This window comes from Nocardia sp. MDA0666 (assembly GCF_003023875.1).
GTDB classification, from domain to species: domain Bacteria; phylum Actinomycetota; class Actinomycetes; order Mycobacteriales; family Mycobacteriaceae; genus Nocardia; species Nocardia aobensis.
The window spans coordinates 150184-166247 of the sequence record NZ_PYHT01000011.1 but is presented as its reverse complement, the minus strand read 5'-3'; the positions used below and the strand labels follow the sequence as shown (position 1 = coordinate 166247).

16 protein-coding genes and 1 pseudogene are annotated in these 16064 nt (G+C 68.2%); 5 read left to right on the top strand and 12 right to left on the bottom strand.

Features of this window, described 5'->3' with window-relative positions:
* Positions 1–79 precede the first annotated feature (79 nt).
* The 6 genes and pseudogenes from C8258_RS17730 to C8258_RS17705 all read right to left on the bottom strand — a co-directional run.
* Positions 80–592 (bottom strand): annotated as a pseudogene (locus C8258_RS17730) (STAS domain-containing protein); the annotation flags it as partial.
* Between the two features lie 123 nt (positions 593–715).
* Positions 716–1528 carry an SAM-dependent methyltransferase gene (locus C8258_RS17725; protein WP_233225157.1) on the bottom strand — a complete coding sequence of 271 codons (813 nt, stop codon included), beginning with the start codon at positions 1526–1528 and terminating at the stop codon, positions 716–718.
* Positions 1529–1617: 89 nt separating this feature from the next.
* Complete coding sequence (locus tag C8258_RS17720; protein ID WP_106956114.1) at positions 1618–1902, bottom strand: hypothetical protein; 285 nt, start codon at positions 1900–1902, stop codon at positions 1618–1620.
* A gap of 9 nt (positions 1903–1911) precedes the next feature.
* Entirely contained in the window at positions 1912–3216 is a 1305-nt protein-coding gene (locus tag C8258_RS17715) for a S8 family serine peptidase (protein WP_106956113.1), read from the bottom strand.
* A gap of 66 nt (positions 3217–3282) precedes the next feature.
* A complete protein-coding gene (locus tag C8258_RS17710; protein ID WP_106956112.1) occupies positions 3283–4194 on the bottom strand; it encodes an NAD(P)-dependent oxidoreductase in 912 nt (303 codons plus the stop codon).
* Positions 4195–4244: 50 nt separating this feature from the next.
* Positions 4245–4910, bottom strand: a complete 666-nt coding sequence (locus tag C8258_RS17705) for a PaaI family thioesterase (RefSeq protein ID WP_106956111.1) — start codon at positions 4908–4910, stop codon at positions 4245–4247.
* A 148-nt stretch (positions 4911–5058) separates the two neighbouring features.
* On the opposite strand from C8258_RS17705, the gene C8258_RS17700 reads away from it, so the two are divergent.
* A complete protein-coding gene (locus C8258_RS17700) occupies positions 5059–5538 on the top strand; it encodes a nuclear transport factor 2 family protein (RefSeq protein WP_233225156.1) in 480 nt (159 codons plus the stop codon).
* Here C8258_RS17700 and hrpB read toward each other — a convergent pair.
* The 3 genes from hrpB to C8258_RS17685 form a co-directional block, all read right to left on the bottom strand.
* Positions 5535–7976: an ATP-dependent helicase HrpB gene (hrpB, locus tag C8258_RS17695; protein ID WP_106956110.1), complete on the bottom strand. Its 2442-nt coding sequence runs from the start codon at positions 7974–7976 to the stop codon at positions 5535–5537. The two genes, C8258_RS17700 and hrpB, sit on opposite strands and share 4 nt — an antisense overlap.
* The gene (locus C8258_RS17690; protein WP_233225155.1) at positions 7973–9616 is read right to left on the bottom strand and encodes a class I adenylate-forming enzyme family protein; all 1644 of its coding nucleotides are present in this window, start codon (positions 9614–9616) and stop codon (positions 7973–7975) included. Before C8258_RS17690 ends, hrpB begins: the two co-directional genes overlap by 4 nt.
* A gap of 62 nt (positions 9617–9678) precedes the next feature.
* On the bottom strand, positions 9679–10605 hold the full coding sequence (locus C8258_RS17685) for a cyclase family protein (protein ID WP_106956108.1): 927 nt from the start codon (positions 10603–10605) through the stop codon (positions 9679–9681).
* A gap of 478 nt (positions 10606–11083) precedes the next feature.
* Between C8258_RS17685 and C8258_RS17675 the strand changes: the two genes are divergently transcribed.
* Positions 11084–11845, top strand: a complete 762-nt coding sequence (locus tag C8258_RS17675) for a dienelactone hydrolase family protein (RefSeq protein WP_106956106.1) — start codon at positions 11084–11086, stop codon at positions 11843–11845.
* Between the two features lie 116 nt (positions 11846–11961).
* Here the strand turns inward: C8258_RS17675 and C8258_RS17670 are convergent, their stop codons facing one another.
* Both C8258_RS17670 and C8258_RS17665 read right to left on the bottom strand, forming a co-directional pair.
* Positions 11962–12375 (bottom strand): VOC family protein, encoded by a 414-nt coding sequence (locus C8258_RS17670; RefSeq protein WP_106956105.1) that lies wholly within the window; start codon positions 12373–12375, stop codon positions 11962–11964.
* A 113-nt stretch (positions 12376–12488) separates the two neighbouring features.
* Positions 12489–12827: a hypothetical protein gene (locus C8258_RS17665; RefSeq protein WP_146161257.1), complete on the bottom strand. Its 339-nt coding sequence runs from the start codon at positions 12825–12827 to the stop codon at positions 12489–12491.
* A gap of 665 nt (positions 12828–13492) precedes the next feature.
* Between C8258_RS17665 and C8258_RS17655 the strand changes: the two genes are divergently transcribed.
* Together C8258_RS17655 and C8258_RS17650 are read left to right on the top strand one after the other, a co-directional pair.
* Positions 13493–14014 (top strand): DUF6879 family protein, encoded by a 522-nt coding sequence (locus C8258_RS17655; RefSeq protein ID WP_106956103.1) that lies wholly within the window; start codon positions 13493–13495, stop codon positions 14012–14014.
* Positions 14011–14847: a helix-turn-helix transcriptional regulator gene (locus C8258_RS17650; protein ID WP_106956102.1), complete on the top strand. Its 837-nt coding sequence runs from the start codon at positions 14011–14013 to the stop codon at positions 14845–14847. Before C8258_RS17655 ends, C8258_RS17650 begins: the two co-directional genes overlap by 4 nt.
* A gap of 206 nt (positions 14848–15053) precedes the next feature.
* On the opposite strand, the gene C8258_RS17645 is transcribed toward C8258_RS17650, so the two are convergent.
* Positions 15054–15659, bottom strand: coding sequence for a TetR/AcrR family transcriptional regulator (locus C8258_RS17645; RefSeq protein WP_106956101.1), 606 nt, complete (start codon positions 15657–15659; stop codon positions 15054–15056).
* A gap of 157 nt (positions 15660–15816) precedes the next feature.
* On the opposite strand from C8258_RS17645, the gene C8258_RS17640 reads away from it, so the two are divergent.
* Entirely contained in the window at positions 15817–16050 is a 234-nt protein-coding gene (locus tag C8258_RS17640) for a hypothetical protein (protein WP_199195744.1), read from the top strand.
* Positions 16051–16064: the final 14 nt, after the last annotated feature.

The following is a 16064-nucleotide window of genomic DNA, read 5'->3' as shown; positions in this document are numbered from 1 at the left end:
GTCCGGAGCGCACAGCTCGGACGGGGGCCGGATCACACTGGAACTCATCGCACCGCAACGACTGCCGACATCGACCGGCCTAACGCGTCGGCCCGGTGCCGTCGGAGTGTTCGTCCACATCGGGCAGGTCCGCGACCGCCTCCGTCACGGTCGGATACAGCCCGACCGGCGTTGCCTGCGCTTCCGCGGTCCCCAGCGCGTCACCGAACTGGCCGATCGAGCGGGCGATCCGGAAGTCGGTATGGCGCCGGCCCAGATCGTCGCGCAGGTCCGCCAGCATCGCCGCGGCCGTGACGTCGATACTCGGCGAGGTCTCGGCATCGAGCACGACCAGCTGGGTCCGGTCGGTGCACAACTGCTCGATACGTCCGCGCACATAGTCGGCGTTGGCGAAGAACAGACCCGACTCGACCCGCACCACAACGAGGTCCGGCCGCTGGGTCAACTCCGGATGCCGGTCCGCGTCCAGCCACAGCGTGCCCGACCGCACCACGGGCGCCACATGTGGGCGGGACGTGCGATACACCAGCAGCAGCATGGAGATGCCGATGCCGATCAGCAGGCCGGGCAGCGTATCGAACAGCAGGACGCCGACCTCCACCCGTCCGCAGGACCGGTCTCCCGATCACAGACCGTCGTTGCCGCTCGGCAGCGACGCTAACGACGGTGGCGGCGGGCGCGCGTCACACGTTGCGGGTGAATACGCGGTCGGCGCTCACGCCTTCCGGCCGACCGCGCCGTACAGCGACACCTTCTTGTCGTGGTCGGCGGGATGTTCGATGCCCTTCTGCCGCCACCGGTGAATCACCTCGACACCCGGTTCGACGAGTTCGAGGCCGTCGAAGAAGCGGGCGACCTCGTCGCGACTGCGCGGGCGCACCGGAATGCCCTGATCCGAATACACCTGCAGCAGCCGGCCCATCCCGTCGGGATCGTTGGCGCCGTTGTCGAAATCCGTGGTGACATGACTCATCGCGAGATACGAGCCGGGAGCCAGCGCGTCCATCAGCGTGTTCACCATGGCGTAAACGTCGCCGGGGACGAAATGGACCACCGCCATCAGCGAAATCGCCACCGGCTGCGACAGATCCAGAGTGTCGAGCAGTTCGCGGGAGCCGAGGATCGCCTCGGGATTCGCGGCGTCGGCCTGCACATAGGTGGTGCGGCCTTCGGGCGCGCTCACCAGCAGGGCCCGCGCGTGCGCGAGCACGATCGGATCGTTGTCGACGTACACCACCCGCGAATCGCACGCCTGTTCCTGCGCGACCTGGTGCAGATTGGGTTCGGTCGGGATGCCGGTGCCGATGTCGAGGAACTGGCGCACGCCCTGCTCGGCGAGATAACGCGTCGCGGTGCGCATGAATTCGCGGTTGGTGCGCGCGGTCAGGCGGACCGCCGGGAAGTTCGCGAGAGCGGTCTCGGCGGCACGGCGGTCGGCCTCGTAGTGGTCCTTGCCGCCGAGAAAGTAGTCGTACATACGGGCGGGGTGTGCCACATCGGTGCGGAGGTCGACCGGATGATCGGACACGGGAAGGCTCCTCGCGGGTTGGGAACGTATCGCCGATATATAGCGCATACGGGCCAATTCGGCAGCGGGACCGCGTAATTCGTGCGCGATCAGGCCGGGGCGGAGTCGTCGGGCGGAAGCCGGGGCGACCGCGTATCCGGCCCGGCGTCGTGCGCCGGGCCGATGCGCGGATCGGCGAAGATCTCGGCGGTATCCGAGACCGCCGCCGCCCGCGTCGCGGCCGCATCGCTCACCCGCAACGCGTACAGGTGCTGGTCCGGGTCCACCGCGACGAGGCCGTAGTCGAGGTCGACCTCGGCCTCCGTGAGATGCAGTTCGCGCAGCGCCGCCGCCAATGTGGGGTCGGCAGCGAGCCGGACGGTGAGCAGCGGCATGGTTCCACGCTACGCGCGGATCTCGGTGTTCTTCAGCTCCGCCAGCAGGGCAGCGGCGTCGACCACACCGAATCCGTAGTCGTAGTCGAATCCGCCGGGCTGCGCGGTCGCGGTGCGCCGCAACAGATCTCGCAGCTGCGCCGGTGCCAGTTTGCTCGCCGGGTACACGGTCCGGATCGCCGCGACCAGTCCCGCGGCGACCGGGCAGGCGGCCGACGTGCCGGTGTCGGGTTCCTTCGCGCCGAACACCGTGGACCCGAGGAAGTGGGTGTAGCTGCAGATGTCGGGTTTGCGATCGGACAGCCGGCCCGGCCCCTGCGAGGAGTAGCCGACGCGTTGCCCCTTGGTGTCCGCGCCGCCGACGCTCAGCACGCTCGGATGCGAGTTCGCGCCGCCGATCGGCCGATCCCGGTACGCGCACCGCGAATCGGGGCAATCGCGGCCGCAGTTGCCGGCGGCGAACAGGATGTCGGCACCGGCCGATTCGAGCGAGCCGACGATCACGTTGAACGGATGGGACGGATTGTCGGAGTAGTTGCCGGGCTGTCCCACCGGGAAGTCCCAGTCCGGTGAGAACGCGCCCCAGCTGTTGCTGATCACCAGCGTGCGGGTGGCCTCCGGCTGATCGGTGAGCACGGTGCGCAGATGGGCGTAGGCGGCCAGCGCGTCCGAGAGCAGCCCGTCCATGGTGGAGCCGCCGCGAGTCTTGCTCTGCAGCACCGGTATATCGAGCAGGGTGGCGTTCGGCGCGCCGATCAGGGTGTCGAACGCGCACATCGATCCGTGGTCGACCGGGAACTGTCCGGCCGTGCCGCTGACCCCCGGCGGGTTCCAGCTGCGCGCGGTATCGACGGTCACCGGCCCGCCGCGTGCCTGCTCGACGCGGGCGGCGTTGATCCCGGTGTCGACGATCGCCACCGCGACGGATTTTCCGTCCATTCCCGCGGCGGCCAGATCGCCGGTGTGCAAGAGGGTTTGGACGTCGTGCCAGGTGCCGACCGCCGGATCGCCGCCGCAGGTGAGGTTCGTCTCGATCCGCGGGTCGGCGAAAACGCCTGCCACGCCGCGGGTTCCGGTCAGTCGCGCCACCGTGGCGTCGAGGTCGCCGTCGGGGATCTGTCCGCGCACCACCACCGAACCCGCGCCCGCCTGCTCGGCGGCCATCGTATCCGGGACGGACAGCGGGGCGAAGTCGTGGTCGAGGTCGAACCCGGGCAAATCCCCGGCGACATCGGCGGGGGTCACCGCGACGGCCGGATCGGCAACTGCGGCAATCAGATCGGCGGAGGGACGGAGTTGGATGAGTGCGCGCATACCTGCCATCCTGCCGCCAATTGCCGCGGATTTCCCGCCTATCGCCGGAACGGACCGTGCACCGGGTCAGCGCGCGGCCGACACCACGTCCACGAGTGCTTGCACGGCACGAGCGCAGTCGTCGCGGGTGTAGCCGAGCAGACGCACCTCGCCGGCATCCGGTTCGTAGGCCAGAGTGTTGCCGCGTCCCTGGATGATCGAGGCGTCCGGCTGCAATCGATGCTGCTCGTCGCGCTCGGCGATGATTCGCCCGCCGCCGGCGGCATCGACGAGCATCTGGAAGAACTCCCGATAGGACAGGTTCTGATCGCCGACGAGATAGGCCGCACCCGGCTCACCTCGCACGAGCGCGCCCCGAATCGCTTGTGCGAGTGAGGCGGCGGACATGTAGTTGGTGCCGCCGGGCGGTGCGAAGTCGGGGATGTCGGGTTCGTTCCCGGCCGCCCAGGACACCATTCGCCGATACCGGCGAGCCGACGGTCCGGGCACGGCACCGATGATCGACGGCGGATTGAGGGTGCACGCGGCGAACGAGTCGTCGGCGAGCGCGCGGACGCCTTCGTCGGCGGCTTTGCGGGCCGCGATGTACGGGTTGTGCTCGGCGAGGTCGGGGCGCAGCTGGTGGTAGTAGCTGCCGACCTGCACGAAGCGCGGTACGCCGGCCCGCTTGGCCAGTGCCGCGAAACGGGGTACGCCGACGCTCTGGGTGGTCTCCCAGAAGTGCCGGGTGTCGTCTTCGGGAGTCTTGTGCCGCACGTCCTGCCCCGCGGCGAACACGATCCCGTCGAATTGTTCCAGTTGTGCCGGGGCGAAGGTGGGCACCGTGTAATCGCCCAGCAGCAGCGGAAATTCGTAAACCGGTGAATCGGCCGATATCGGACCGCGACCCGCGACGGTGACGTCGTCACCGTGCTCGCGCAGGTGCAGCGCGGCATGCACGCCGATCATGCCGGTGCCGCCGACGACCAGGATCTTCATGGACAGACATCTCTCACTCGGGGACGGTGACGATCGTTTCCGGTCGCTCGTCAGCGTGGCCGGGGAACCCGCTTGTCGATGAACAAACCCTCCACCGAGACGCAGAGCGTGCCGTCGGCGGTGTGGATCGCGCCGACCGAATTGATCTTGCGGCCGTCCTCCGACACCATCCGGCCGCTGACCGTGAGCGGCGCGAACAGAGGAGTCGGGCGGTGATACCGCACATTCAGTTGCGCCGTCGCACCGCTGCGTCCCGACCAGGCGTTCGCCACCCCGAGCGTGTGGTCGAGCAACAGTGCCGCCACTCCCCCGTGCACATGTCCCGGCGGTCCCTGATACGGAAGCGTCAGGGTCACGACACCCTCCACCGATCCGTCCGCACGGCCGGTGAGAACGAGAGGCGGTGCGATCGCATTCTCCGGTCCGGTGACCGGGTCGTGGCGGGTCACACCCTCACCGCGCCACATATCGATCAGCCGTTCCGCGACCACCGGGGCGTGCTGTTCGAGGTGGTCGGCGATGCTGTCGAGTTCCTCGGCGACCCGATCGAGATTCGCATTCGCCCGATCGGTGCGCAGCAGCGCGTCGATCACCCGCCGCGCTGCCGCTGTCGCGCGGTCGACCGGGACGTCCTGCTGCTCCGACGTGAGGACGATGTCGGCAGGCGAGTTGCGCACTGTGGGAACGCTTTCCGGTTCCGGTTCGGCCGACGTCATCGAATCCATCGTGGTTCTCCTCTGCCGTTCGCGGGTGTCGCGATACGTCGTTCGCACGTTAGCGGTGTCGGCCGGTCGGATGGCCGGCGAGGTCCCACCCACCGGAAAGCTCTGGTCCCGCGCCGGCTCGAGCGGCGAGGATGGGAGCGTGGAATCCCCGGACCGACTTGCCGTCACCGCACTCGCGGCGGAATATGCGCGCGCCGTCGACCGCCGCGACAGTGCGGCGCTCACCGCGCTGTTCGCTCCCGACGCGGTCCTCGTGTTACCCCCCGTGCTGAACGGGACGGAGCAGGCCGTCGAGCTGGTGGGCAGGCAGAGCCTGGTTTCGTCGGTGGTGAACTCGGTGTCGCGTTTCGTGCTGACCCGGCACGTCGTGGAACAGCTCGTGCTCGAGCCTATTTCGGGCGACCGCGTGCGGGGTGAGGTCTATTGCACGGCACACCACATCTCGCGGCGGGCGGACGGTTATCGGGACCGGCGGGTCGCCATCCGTTATCAGGACACCTTCGCCCGCTCCAGGGAAAGCTGGTTGTTCTCGCGGCGGGAACTGGTGGTCGACTTCATCGAGGATGTCGCGGTTCGCGTGCCGGAGGCGTCCGGCACCGAGAACGCGGGTCCGGCCTAACCGCGGCCCGCGTTGCGAGCGGTCCCCCGGTGGGCGGGCACCGTGGTGGGGTCTTCCGGCCAGGCGTGTTTGGGATAGCGGCCGCGCAGATCCGCGCGGACGCGAGGCCAGCCGGTGCGCCAGAACGAGGCGAGATCCGCGGTCACCGCGACCGGGCGCTGAGCGGGTGAGAGCAGATGCAGCACGATCGGGACGCGACCGTCGGCCAGGCGCGGCGCGTCCGTCCAGCCGAAGAGCTCCTGCACCTTGATCGCCAGCACCGGCGGATCGGAGGAATAGTCGATCCGGGGGCGGCTGCCGGACGGGACCGGCACACGTTCCGGTGCCAGTTCGTCCATGCGCGCCGCATCCGGCCAGGGCAGCAAGCGACGCAGGGCTTGCGCGGTGTCGATGCGTTCGAGATCGGTGCGGCGGCGCGCACCGGCGAGTTCGGGGCCGAGCCAGGTGTCGGCGGTGGCGAGCAATGCCTCGTCGTCGACCGCCGGCCACGGGTCGCCGAGGGTGCGGTGCAGGAAGTCGAGGCGCTGACGCAGTGCGGTCGCCTCGGCGGGCCAGGACAGCAGGCCGAGTCCGGACGAGGTCAGCCCGCGGCGCACGGCGGCGGCGAGCAAGTTCGGATCCGGGTCGCGAAGAGCCTTCTCCGACAAGGTGATCGCACCCAGCCGTTCGATCCGCCGCGCCACCACATCGCCGTCGGCCCACTCGACCTCGTCGACGGTCGTCAGCAGATCCGCCGCGGCGCGGCGAGCGAGGCGTTCGTCCGCGACCGCGGCCAGCCGGATGTAGCCCTCGGAACGACCGGGGTCGCGGGTGGCGACGCCGACCGCCAGCCATTCCGGATCGCCGGTCCCGGAGCCGGGCGGCAGCGTGACTGCGGTACCGCCGGCCATGAGATAGCTCGCCGAGCCCGGGGCGCGCCGCCGCGCGAGTCGTTCCGGATATGCCAGCGCCACCACGTAAGCGGGATCGTCGGTGCCCTCCGGCCCGTCGACCGTTCGGGCCAGTCGCTCGGCCTCGCGTCGCCAGCGCGCCGGCTGCTCGCGGCGGAGCCGACGCAGGCCGGTCGTAAGATCGACGCCCGAGATCAGGGTGTCGTCGTCGAGGACGGCGACGACTTCCGCCGCCGTTCGTGCCCCCACTTCGGCCGCTCCGTCGAGCAACGCGCGTGCCAGTCGCGGGTGCAATCCGATGCGGGCCATGCGCCGCCCGCGCTCGGTCACCGCGCCATCGGCGTTCACGGCTCCCAACGCCTGCAGCACATTCCGGCCCGCGGTCAGCCCACCGGCCGGCGGCGGATCCCACCAACTGAGCCCCTGCCCGTCCGCCGTGCCCCAGCAGGCCAGTTCCAAGGCCAGCCGGGTCAGATCCGCGGTGCGGATCTCCGGCTCGGGATAGGCGGGCAGGGTGGCGTGCTCATGTTCCGGCCAGCATCGCCACACCCGGCCCGGTGCCTCGCGCCCGGCCCGCCCGGCCCGTTGGTCGGCGACGGCCGCCGAGACACGGACCGTGGCCAACCCGGACAGCCCACGCGCCCGATCGATGCGTGGCACTCGTGCCAGGCCCGAATCGACCACGGCACGCACGCCGGGCACCGTGAGGCTCGACTCCGCCACCGCCGTGGCGAGCACCACGCGCCGTCGCGGTCCGGGACGCAACGCCGTGTCCTGGCTCGCCGCGCTCAGTCTGCCGTGCAGCGCGACGATATCCACATCGTCCTGGTCGTTCAGAAGTGCTGTGACTCTTCGAATTTCGGCCGCACCCGGCAGGAAGACCAGGATGTCGCCCGCGGTTTCGGCCAGCGCGGTTCGGGTGGCGCGTGCGACCTGCGCGTCGATTCGCTCCCGGGGCAAGGGCGGGACGTATGTCGTGTCCACGGGAAAGGTCTGCGCTTCGACCCGCACCACCGGCGCCGCGTCGTCGGTACTCAGCAGGGCCGAAAGCCGTTCGGCGGCAACGGTGGCCGAGGTGGCGAGGACCCGCAGGTCGGGCCGTAATCCGGCCCGGGCGTCCAGCAGCAGCGCCAACAGCAGATCGGCGTCGAGATGGCGTTCGTGACATTCGTCGAGCACGACCACGTCGACCCCCGCCAACTCCGGATCGTCCTGCAGGCGGCGGACCAGCAAGCCGGAGGTCACGACCTCGATGCGGGTCCGCCGCCCGGCTCGTCGATCCCCGCGGACCGAGTAGCCCACGGTTTCGCCCACCTGCTCGCCGAGCAGCGCGGCCATCCGCGCGGCCGCGGCGCGAGCTGCAAGCCGCCGTGGCTCGGCTACGAGCACCCGGCCGGGGTTGTTCTGCGCCAGCGCCAACGGCACCAGCGTCGTCTTCCCCGTGCCCGGCGGCGCGACCAGGACCGCGGTCTGCCGGTCGGCCAACGTCGCGACGAGATGGTCGAGGACGGCCCGGACCGGCAGATCGGGAAGTTCGAGCCCGGTCACCGCAGCCCCAGCGTGCGCATCGCGGCGTCTCGCGCTGCCCCGCGGTCGGTCTTGCCGCCCGGGCCGAGCCGGAGCCGATCCACCACCACGACATATTCGGGCGTGTATTCCTTGGTGACCCCGCGAGATTCGAGCCGGCCCGACAGGTCCGCCGCGTCCAGGGTCGCGCCGTCGGCGAGCACGACCACGGCACAGACGCGTTCGCCGTAGACGTCGTCGGGAACACCGACGACGGCAACGTCGGTAACCGACTCGTGCTCGCGCACGAGTTCCTCGATTTCGGTGATCGATACGTTCTTGCCGCCCCGGATGACGAAATCCGATGTCCGTCCGACCACCCGGACCCGGTCGGTCTCGTCGATCTCCACGATGTCGCCGAGCAGTGTCCACCCGTCTGGCGTGTACAACTCGGCATCGGCGGCCGGATCGTCCCAGTAGCCCGCCGAGACCAGCGGCCCGCGCACCGCAGGCCGGCCGCGCCGCACCTCACCGTCCGCATCGGCGCCGGTCTCGTCGAGCACGCGGACGTTCATCATGGGGAGGGTGCGGCCGCAGGTGCGCAGCCTGGTGTCGGTGTCGTCGTCGAGGGTGGTCCGGCTCACCGCGCCGCTCTCGTTGGAGCCGTAGAACTGCAGGACCTTGGCGCCGGTTCGTTCCTCGAATGCGCGGGCATCGCGATACGGCACGGGCTCGCCGCCGGTGTACAGCACCCGCAGGCTGGACATGTCATGGCGTTGGAGCGCCCCGGAACGCAACAGCATCTTGAATTGTGTACTGACACAGCACAATACGGTGACGTGCTCGCGCTCGATGAGCATCGCGGTCTCCTCGGCGTCGAAGCGGGCGGTGACGACGACCGGGATGCCCAGCAGTGCGGGCAGGAAATGCGCCGACCAGAGGCCGAATCCGTACGGCGCCGGAACCACCGAGCAGATGACGTCCCGGGGACCGATCCGGGCGCCCAGCATCGCCTCGCGCGCGAACGCCGTCCATCGTCGTTCGGTGTGCGCGACGATCTTGGGTGTCCCGGTCGTCCCCGAGGTCGAGTTGAGAACGGAAACCTGCGACGGCGTGAAAGACACACCGGCAGAAAGGCTCTCGTGCGTCTGCTGCTGCGCGCCGATGCGATGGTGTGCGAGGGCGCCCGACTGCTCGTCGGCCACCAGGACGTCACCCGGCATCACCCCCTCGGCCTCCAGTTCCCGGACCAGCGTCTGCCAGGTTCTGCCGCGAATCTCGGGCACGGTGATCAGTGTCGACGAACCGGTCCGGCGCATCACGTGCGCGATCTCGCGCACGCCCGACCGCACTCCGACAGCCGCGGCGATACGGCCGGCGCGCGAGCATCCGCACAGCGCCGCGTGAACGGCGGCGGTATCCGGCAACAGCAGCGCGACCCGCGAACGCGGGCCGCCGGGAGTAGTACGCACCTCGTCGCGGATCGTGTCCGCCAGCCGGTCGTATTCGCTCCAGCTGGTCGACCCGCCCACGGTGACGAAAGCCGTGCGATGCGGGATGTGCTGCGCCCAGAGGCGAACGATGTCGCCGATCGAGTGATCCGTGTAGGACTCCGGAGCGGTCGCGAAGCTGCCCGGGACGATCGAATCCGCCGCGCGGTTCCCCATGACCACCTCACTCACCTACCGCTCCCGATGCCGCGTCCCCAACCGTAACCATCGCGCCCCGGCGCGCCGCGCAGCGGTCAGAAGATCGCGACCGGGGCGACCGGACTCCCGGTGGCGCCGACGAACGGTTCCGGCATCGCCGAGAGCAGGAATTCGTAGCGGCCGTCCTCGGCGCACACCCGCGACAGGTCCTCGAGGTTCCAGTTCTGCCCCTGCAGCATGCCCATTTCGACCAGGTGCAGGGCATGTACCGCCAGCCACGGCCCGTCCGCCTCGGGCGGGCAGATCTCGAAGGTCAGCGTGTCGGTGGCGACGGCGGCGACGTCACGGGCGTGGAACCATTCCGGGCAGCGCACCGACAACCCCGGCGACGGCGTCGCGTAGCCCTCGCGGTCACCGGCGAGGTAGAGCCGCATCTGTCCGGTGCGCACGAGCACCACATCGCCGGGCCGGATGTGCACCTGCGCCAGCGCGGCGGCGGCGTCGAGATCCTCCGGGGAGACGGCGTGATCGGCGGCCAGTCGATCGACTCCGCGGGCGTGCGCGACGTCGAGCAGCACTCCGCGCGATACCAGGTGGGGCACCTTCTCGATACCGCTGAACCGCGCACCGCGGTGGGCGGTGATCGAGTCGGCGGGACGGCCGTTGTAGAGGCGCCCGGCATAGGAGACATGCCCCAAGCCGTCCCAGTGCGTGCCCGCCTGCAGCCCCATGGTGATCGAATCATCGCTGGTCGCAATCGTGCCGGGGCCGAACATCTCCCAGTTCAGGGCGACCATGGTGTGCAGCGGATTCACGCGCCCGGGCACGAGCCCGGTTTGCACGCCGCGCTGATGCAGCGGCAGCGCCAGCCCGACCCGTCGGCCTGTGCGCACGGTCGCCGCAGCGGCCCGCACCACCTCGTCGGTGACGAAGTTCAGGGTGCCGATTTCGTCGTCGGCGCCCCAGCGCCCCCAGTTGTTCACGCGCGCCGCGATCTCACGAAAGACAGACATGTCCGGCATGTGCGCACGGTACCGGCGGTTCCGTGGGTTGCCAATCCTCAACTCCCACTGAGCGAAACGACGACCGGGATCGCACCACGGTCACTCGGCGGGCGGCCACACCGGAGTCGTGCGCCATGGACGCGCCTGCTCGAGTTGCGCCGCGACCTGCAGCAACAGATCTTCGCGGCCGAACGCGGCGACCAGCTGGACACCGATCGGCAGGTGCCGGGCGGACCGGCCTTCCGCCTACCGGGATGTGCCGCGCCCGGTCGACAGGTGCCGGCGGTTCCACCGGCGCGGCGCGGCGGGCTATGGTGTGAGGCGATGTCTACCGGGACGGCTTCGCGCCACACACGGATGGGTTACCCGGTGCTCTGCTGAGCGCCGTGCGGGCCGGTACGGGCTCGCGTATCGATCGGGCCCGCCGTGGTGTCGCCCGGGCTCCGCCTTCGTCGTATCGATCACGAAAACTCGACTACGACAGAAGGATTCGACAATGACTGCAACGCACGGTGTATCGGTCGACGTGCGGACACCCGACGGTGTCGCCGACGCCTACCTCACCTCCCCCGCCGACGGCGCCGCCCATCCCGGAGTGCTGGTGATCCAGGACGGTTTCGGGCTGCGGCCCAGCCTGCGGGCGCTGGCCGACCGGATCGCCGCCGGCGGCTACACCGTCCTGCTTCCCAACGCCTACTACCGCCACGGGCGCGCACCGGTGATCGAGTTGCCGGACTTCATCGACCCGGCGCAGCGCCCCGAGATCTTCCAGCAGATCTTCCCCATGATCCGCGACCTGACACCAGAGCTCTGGCGCTCCGATGCCGGCGCCTACCTCGACTGGCTCGCGGCCTCGCCGCAGGTCACCGCGGGCAAGGCCGGCGTCACCGGCTATTGCATGGGTGCCCGCCTGGCCGTGCTGACCGCCGCCATGTTCCCCGACCGGGTCGCGGCGGCGGCCGGATTCCACGGCGGACCGCTCGTCACCGACACCGCCGACAGCCCGCACCGCAGTGTCGGAAACATCACGGGCGAATTGTATTTCGCCCACGCCGGCGAGGACGACCACATGACCGCCGAACACATCGGCGCGTTCGACAAGGCGCTCGCCGACGCCGGGGTTCGCCACCGCACCGAGGTCTACGCGGGCGCCCACCACGGGTTCACCCAGGCCGACACCTCCGCCTACGACCCCGAAGCCGCCGAACGGCACTATCGCGAACTCCTGGCCCTGTTCGACCGCACCCTGCGCACGTAGGTCAGGGCGGCGGGCACGACGCCGGATCGAGGGAGCCGGGCGCCCGGGCTCGGTCACGCGGCGGCGACGCCGACTACACCGAGCCCGGCTGTCGCCGCCGTCCACGCACCTGACGGCTACTTGGGTGCGACCAGCTCCAGGGCGATATTGTCCGGATCCCGGAACTCCAGTATGTAACTGACACCGATGTCCTTGATGTCCTCATGCGCGACCCCGCACGCGTCCAGATGCGCTGCGGCGGATTCCAATTCGGCGAGTGAGGCAACCGGGAAAGCGAGGTGGTCGAGACCGACGCGATTCTCGTCGAACCGATCGTTGCCCACGGGCCGCAGTCCGAGCAACCCGTGTTCCATCCGGTAGATCACTCCGCCGTAGAGAAAGCCGAGGTGCTCGCGCGTCTGCTGATCCGCATCGGCCGGAACCTCCAGCGCCACAGGCCAGCCGAAAACTTTGTCGTAGAAGTCCCGCGAACGGCCGATATCGCACACCGTGAGACGGACGTGAGCAATGGATCCCGTAGCAATCGCCATGTCGAACATGCTTGCACGCCGTTTCCGTTTCCCTACCCGCAGGTGGCCAGCAATCGACCAGCCCGCGATGCCTTCGCCCTCGCCGTCACGGAGCGACAACTTGCGCCGCCGAACTAATCCGGGGCCAGATGGCCTCGCTCGCGGCAGATCCTCGCCAAAGTGATCTCGGACCTGCACCCGTGCCCGGCATGCAACCGAAGGTTGAACAGTAGTGGAGGAACCTCGTCCGGTCTCGCGGCATCCACGTCCACCACATACGGGCACACCGTCGATCGGGCGTTGTCCGCCGCCGTGACCCGCTCCGGGTATTCGGTGCCCGAACCGACGGGACCAACCCACCGCCGCGCGAGCTCTTCCACCGCCACGAACTCGCCTTCATCCCGAAGAGCGCGTCCCGCAACGAGTTCCACTTCGAACCGCGCCGGCTCGAGCCGTGCCACGTCCGAAACCATCTCCCTGGCAACCCTCGCGATGCTCCGCTTCTCGCCGACGACCGTCCACGTACGCAATCTCGGTGCATGAACGACCCACCGCGGGCCACAGCAATGCACCCTGATCAGAAAGTGCCGCACCGCTCCTCCTGAGTCGAACCCGTTGGTCGAAGCCATTGGTAAGCAACCCGGAGCCGGGACGAGACACCTGCTCCGGGCGGCTGAAAACGACGGTAGGAACCGGCAGGCGCTCCGATCCAGAGCCATGCACGAGTATGCTCGAAATGCATCGAAACTGGCCCATGCCTTCATTCTTCGGCCACGATGGTCGCTGACGGAGCATGAATCCGCATAATTCGATCGGAGGCTCAGACATGCGTTTGACATTTCTCGGCAGGGGCGGCTCGGAGGGTGGCGGTTGCCCGACCCTGTTCGCGACCGACAGAGGAAGCTACGTCGTACAGGGCTGGAAGACGGGCACATCCGGAATGGTCGAAATACCTCATCTACTCGCCGGCTTCGCCGAGCCCGATACATACATCGGCGCCAAGCTTCACGACACAGCAGGGGAACATTCACCCTGAGCGGTGAGGCGGTGACGGATGCCGAAGCCCTCGCTCAGATGGACATCCGCCCCGACGAAACCTGCATCGAAGTACCGAAGCCAGGAAGGACGTTCTACGGCAATGGAATTAGTGCAGGGTGAGGCGTTCGACGACCTCTTCCGCCGGGCGCAGCGTGAAGCCTTCCACCTCGAGGTTCGCGACAACTACTATCCGGACGACTACGCGCCTTTGCGTCGGTTCCTCACTGGAGCCCTTGATGATTTTCGGTGGTTCGAGCCGTGGCTCGATCACGTTCGGGACACAAAACGCAGAGGTGTAGCGGTCAACCGGGCGCGTGTGGTGACCGTTCCGCACAGCGACTACACCAGATACGCCAAATACGTTGCGCGCCTGAATGTCGAGGCGGGCGAGGATGTCCGTTACCTGAGCAGACACCGGATCGCCCCGGAACTGCTGACGACCGACGATTGGTGGATGTTTGATGATTCGGTCGTGGCCTTCACGATCTTCGAACCGGGTATCGACGGCCGGTGGCTCGGCGGCGCGGTGACCACCGATCCGCAACTGGTCGCCTACATCCGGTCGGTCAAGGAACGTGTGTGGTCACTGGCAGTGCCGCTGGCGGATTACGACGAGTCGTGACCGATTCACTGGACCAGGCCAAAGAAGCTCTCGGGGCACGGCTCCGGGAGCTTCGCTCGGATGCCGGCCTAACCGGAACAGAGCTGGCGCGCCTGGCGGGCTGGCATCAAACCAAGGTCTCCAAAATCGAATACGGCAAGACGAAACCGACCGAGACGGACATCCGTACCTGGTGCGTTCTCACCACCGCGCAGGACCAGATACCGGAACTGACCGCCACACTCCGCAATCTCGAAGCCGCGTGGCTCGAATGGCGACGTGTGCTCGGCACAGGAACGAAACTGCGTCAGCAAGCTTCGATCAAGTGGGAAGCGGAAACCGACGTCCTGCGGGTCTACCATCCGTTTCTCGTCCCGGGTCTGCTCCAGACCGCCGAATACGCCGAGAACGTGCTGCGTAGCGTCGTCGAGTTCCAGCGAGTGCCGAACGATATCGAAGCGGGCGTCTCGAAACGTATGGAACGACAGCAGATTCTGTACCGACGAAACCATCGGTTCCATTTCGTCATCGCGGAACAAGCTTTGCGGACCACGGTCGGCGACAATCGGATCATGATCGGTCAGCTGGACCGCCTGCTGGCCGTGATAGGTATGCCCCGGGTATTCGTGGGTATCGTTCCGGCGGACGCACCGTATGCCGTATCCATGACCAATTTCGCCCTGTTCGACGACAAACGTGTAGTGGTGGAAACCGTTACAGCCGAATTGACCATCACGCAACCGAGGGAAATCGCCCAGTACGGCCGCGCATTCGACATACTCGCGGGCCAGTCCGTGACAGGATGCGGCGCCCGGGAACTCATTCGGAAAGCGCTGGAGTCGCGGCGCACTTAGAAGCGACCTAACAGCATCGTTCAACTCTGCGCTGGACGTCTTATAGGCGAATACGGAGTTCGGACCGAACCGACATGGTGTCTGGCGTCCACTATCGACGGCGGGAGCGACTCGTCGGCAGAGTAACAGGCCGGCGGTTGCGCGGACGCGTCGCCGAAACCGTGTCTCACGTCGTTGCGACGCTCGTGGTGACCGCGATGGACGCCCTATTCGTGCGATGTGCCCGGTGCGGCATGGTCGGGCGGAGATTCCGGTGTGCCGTGGACGATGTCGTGGAAGGCGTGTCGGAGCATGGTCGTGATCCGTTCCGGTTCGGCGTCGCGCAGTCCGTCGAGTTGGAGCAGGTGGCGCCCGATGACGGCGCCGATGGTGATTGCGCCGATGAGCCCGGCCCGCAGGTCGGCGTCGGTGGTGGCCATGTGGTCTGCCGCCTGTCGCTGCCGGGTGGTCATGGCCGATCGGATGTCATCGGCCGCTTGGGGGTGGGTGAACATGGAGCGGATCGCTGCCAGCGCGTCTATCGGCTGCTCGGCGAGTTTGTGTTCCAGAGCGGCCAGCAATTGTTCAGCCGCCTGCTCGGGAGTGCCCGTCACCTCGTCATCCGGTTCGATGCCCGCGACCCGCGCGAACAGGTCTGCCTTCGAACCGAAATAGCGCATGACGAGTCCGGGATCGGTGGCCGCTTCGGCTGCGATCGCGCGGATGGTGGTCGCTTCGTATCCGGCCTCGGCGAACAGGCTCCGCGCCGCCTGCAAGATGCGCGCTTCGGTATCGCGGCGCTGCTGAGCACGAGTGACTGGTCGGGAACTCACCTGATCAGTCTATGGCGTTGACCGAACGGGTACCGGCTGCTATCTTCAGTCAACAATGTTGACTGAATAGGGGTGATTCCTCGTGTGGCTTACAGTCCTACTTGCGTCGCTGGCCGGGATAATGGGCGCGAACGCCGTCCCGCATTTCGTGAAAGGCATGGTCGGTGAACAATTCCCGAACGTGTGGGGCAACTCCGCGTTGCGCAACGCGGTGGCCGGAACCCTCGGTCTCGCACTGGCGGCCATGATCGGATACTGGGCCGATTTCGGCGCACACACTCTTGCGGGCATCGCCGGCGCGTCGGTCGGTGCGCTGGCTATGGCGGTGTTCCACGGACTCCGCGGGGCTTATCGCCTGAACACCGCCCTGGGACTGCCCAATCCCTTGTAGAGCAGGATTCGTTG

Excerpts from the sequence above, each read along its gene's own strand:
- C8258_RS17675 (WP_106956106.1), top strand. The coding sequence starts at position 11,084 with ATGACTGCAACGCACGGTGTATCGGTCGACGTGCGGACACCCGACGGT.
- C8258_RS17705 (WP_106956111.1), bottom strand. The coding sequence starts at position 4,910 with ATGACGTCGGCCGAACCGGAACCGGAAAGCGTTCCCACAGTGCGCAAC.
- C8258_RS17640 (WP_199195744.1), top strand. The coding sequence starts at position 15,817 with ATGGTCGGTGAACAATTCCCGAACGTGTGGGGCAACTCCGCGTTGCGC.
- C8258_RS17665 (WP_146161257.1), bottom strand. The coding sequence starts at position 12,827 with ATGGTTTCGGACGTGGCACGGCTCGAGCCGGCGCGGTTCGAAGTGGAA.
- C8258_RS17685 (WP_106956108.1), bottom strand. The coding sequence starts at position 10,605 with ATGCCGGACATGTCTGTCTTTCGTGAGATCGCGGCGCGCGTGAACAAC.
- C8258_RS17655 (WP_106956103.1), top strand. The coding sequence starts at position 13,493 with ATGGAATTAGTGCAGGGTGAGGCGTTCGACGACCTCTTCCGCCGGGCG.
- C8258_RS17670 (WP_106956105.1), bottom strand. The coding sequence starts at position 12,375 with ATGGCGATTGCTACGGGATCCATTGCTCACGTCCGTCTCACGGTGTGC.
- C8258_RS17710 (WP_106956112.1), bottom strand. The coding sequence starts at position 4,194 with ATGAAGATCCTGGTCGTCGGCGGCACCGGCATGATCGGCGTGCATGCC.
- C8258_RS17720 (WP_106956114.1), bottom strand. The coding sequence starts at position 1,902 with ATGCCGCTGCTCACCGTCCGGCTCGCTGCCGACCCCACATTGGCGGCG.
- C8258_RS17715 (WP_106956113.1), bottom strand. The coding sequence starts at position 3,216 with ATGCGCGCACTCATCCAACTCCGTCCCTCCGCCGATCTGATTGCCGCA.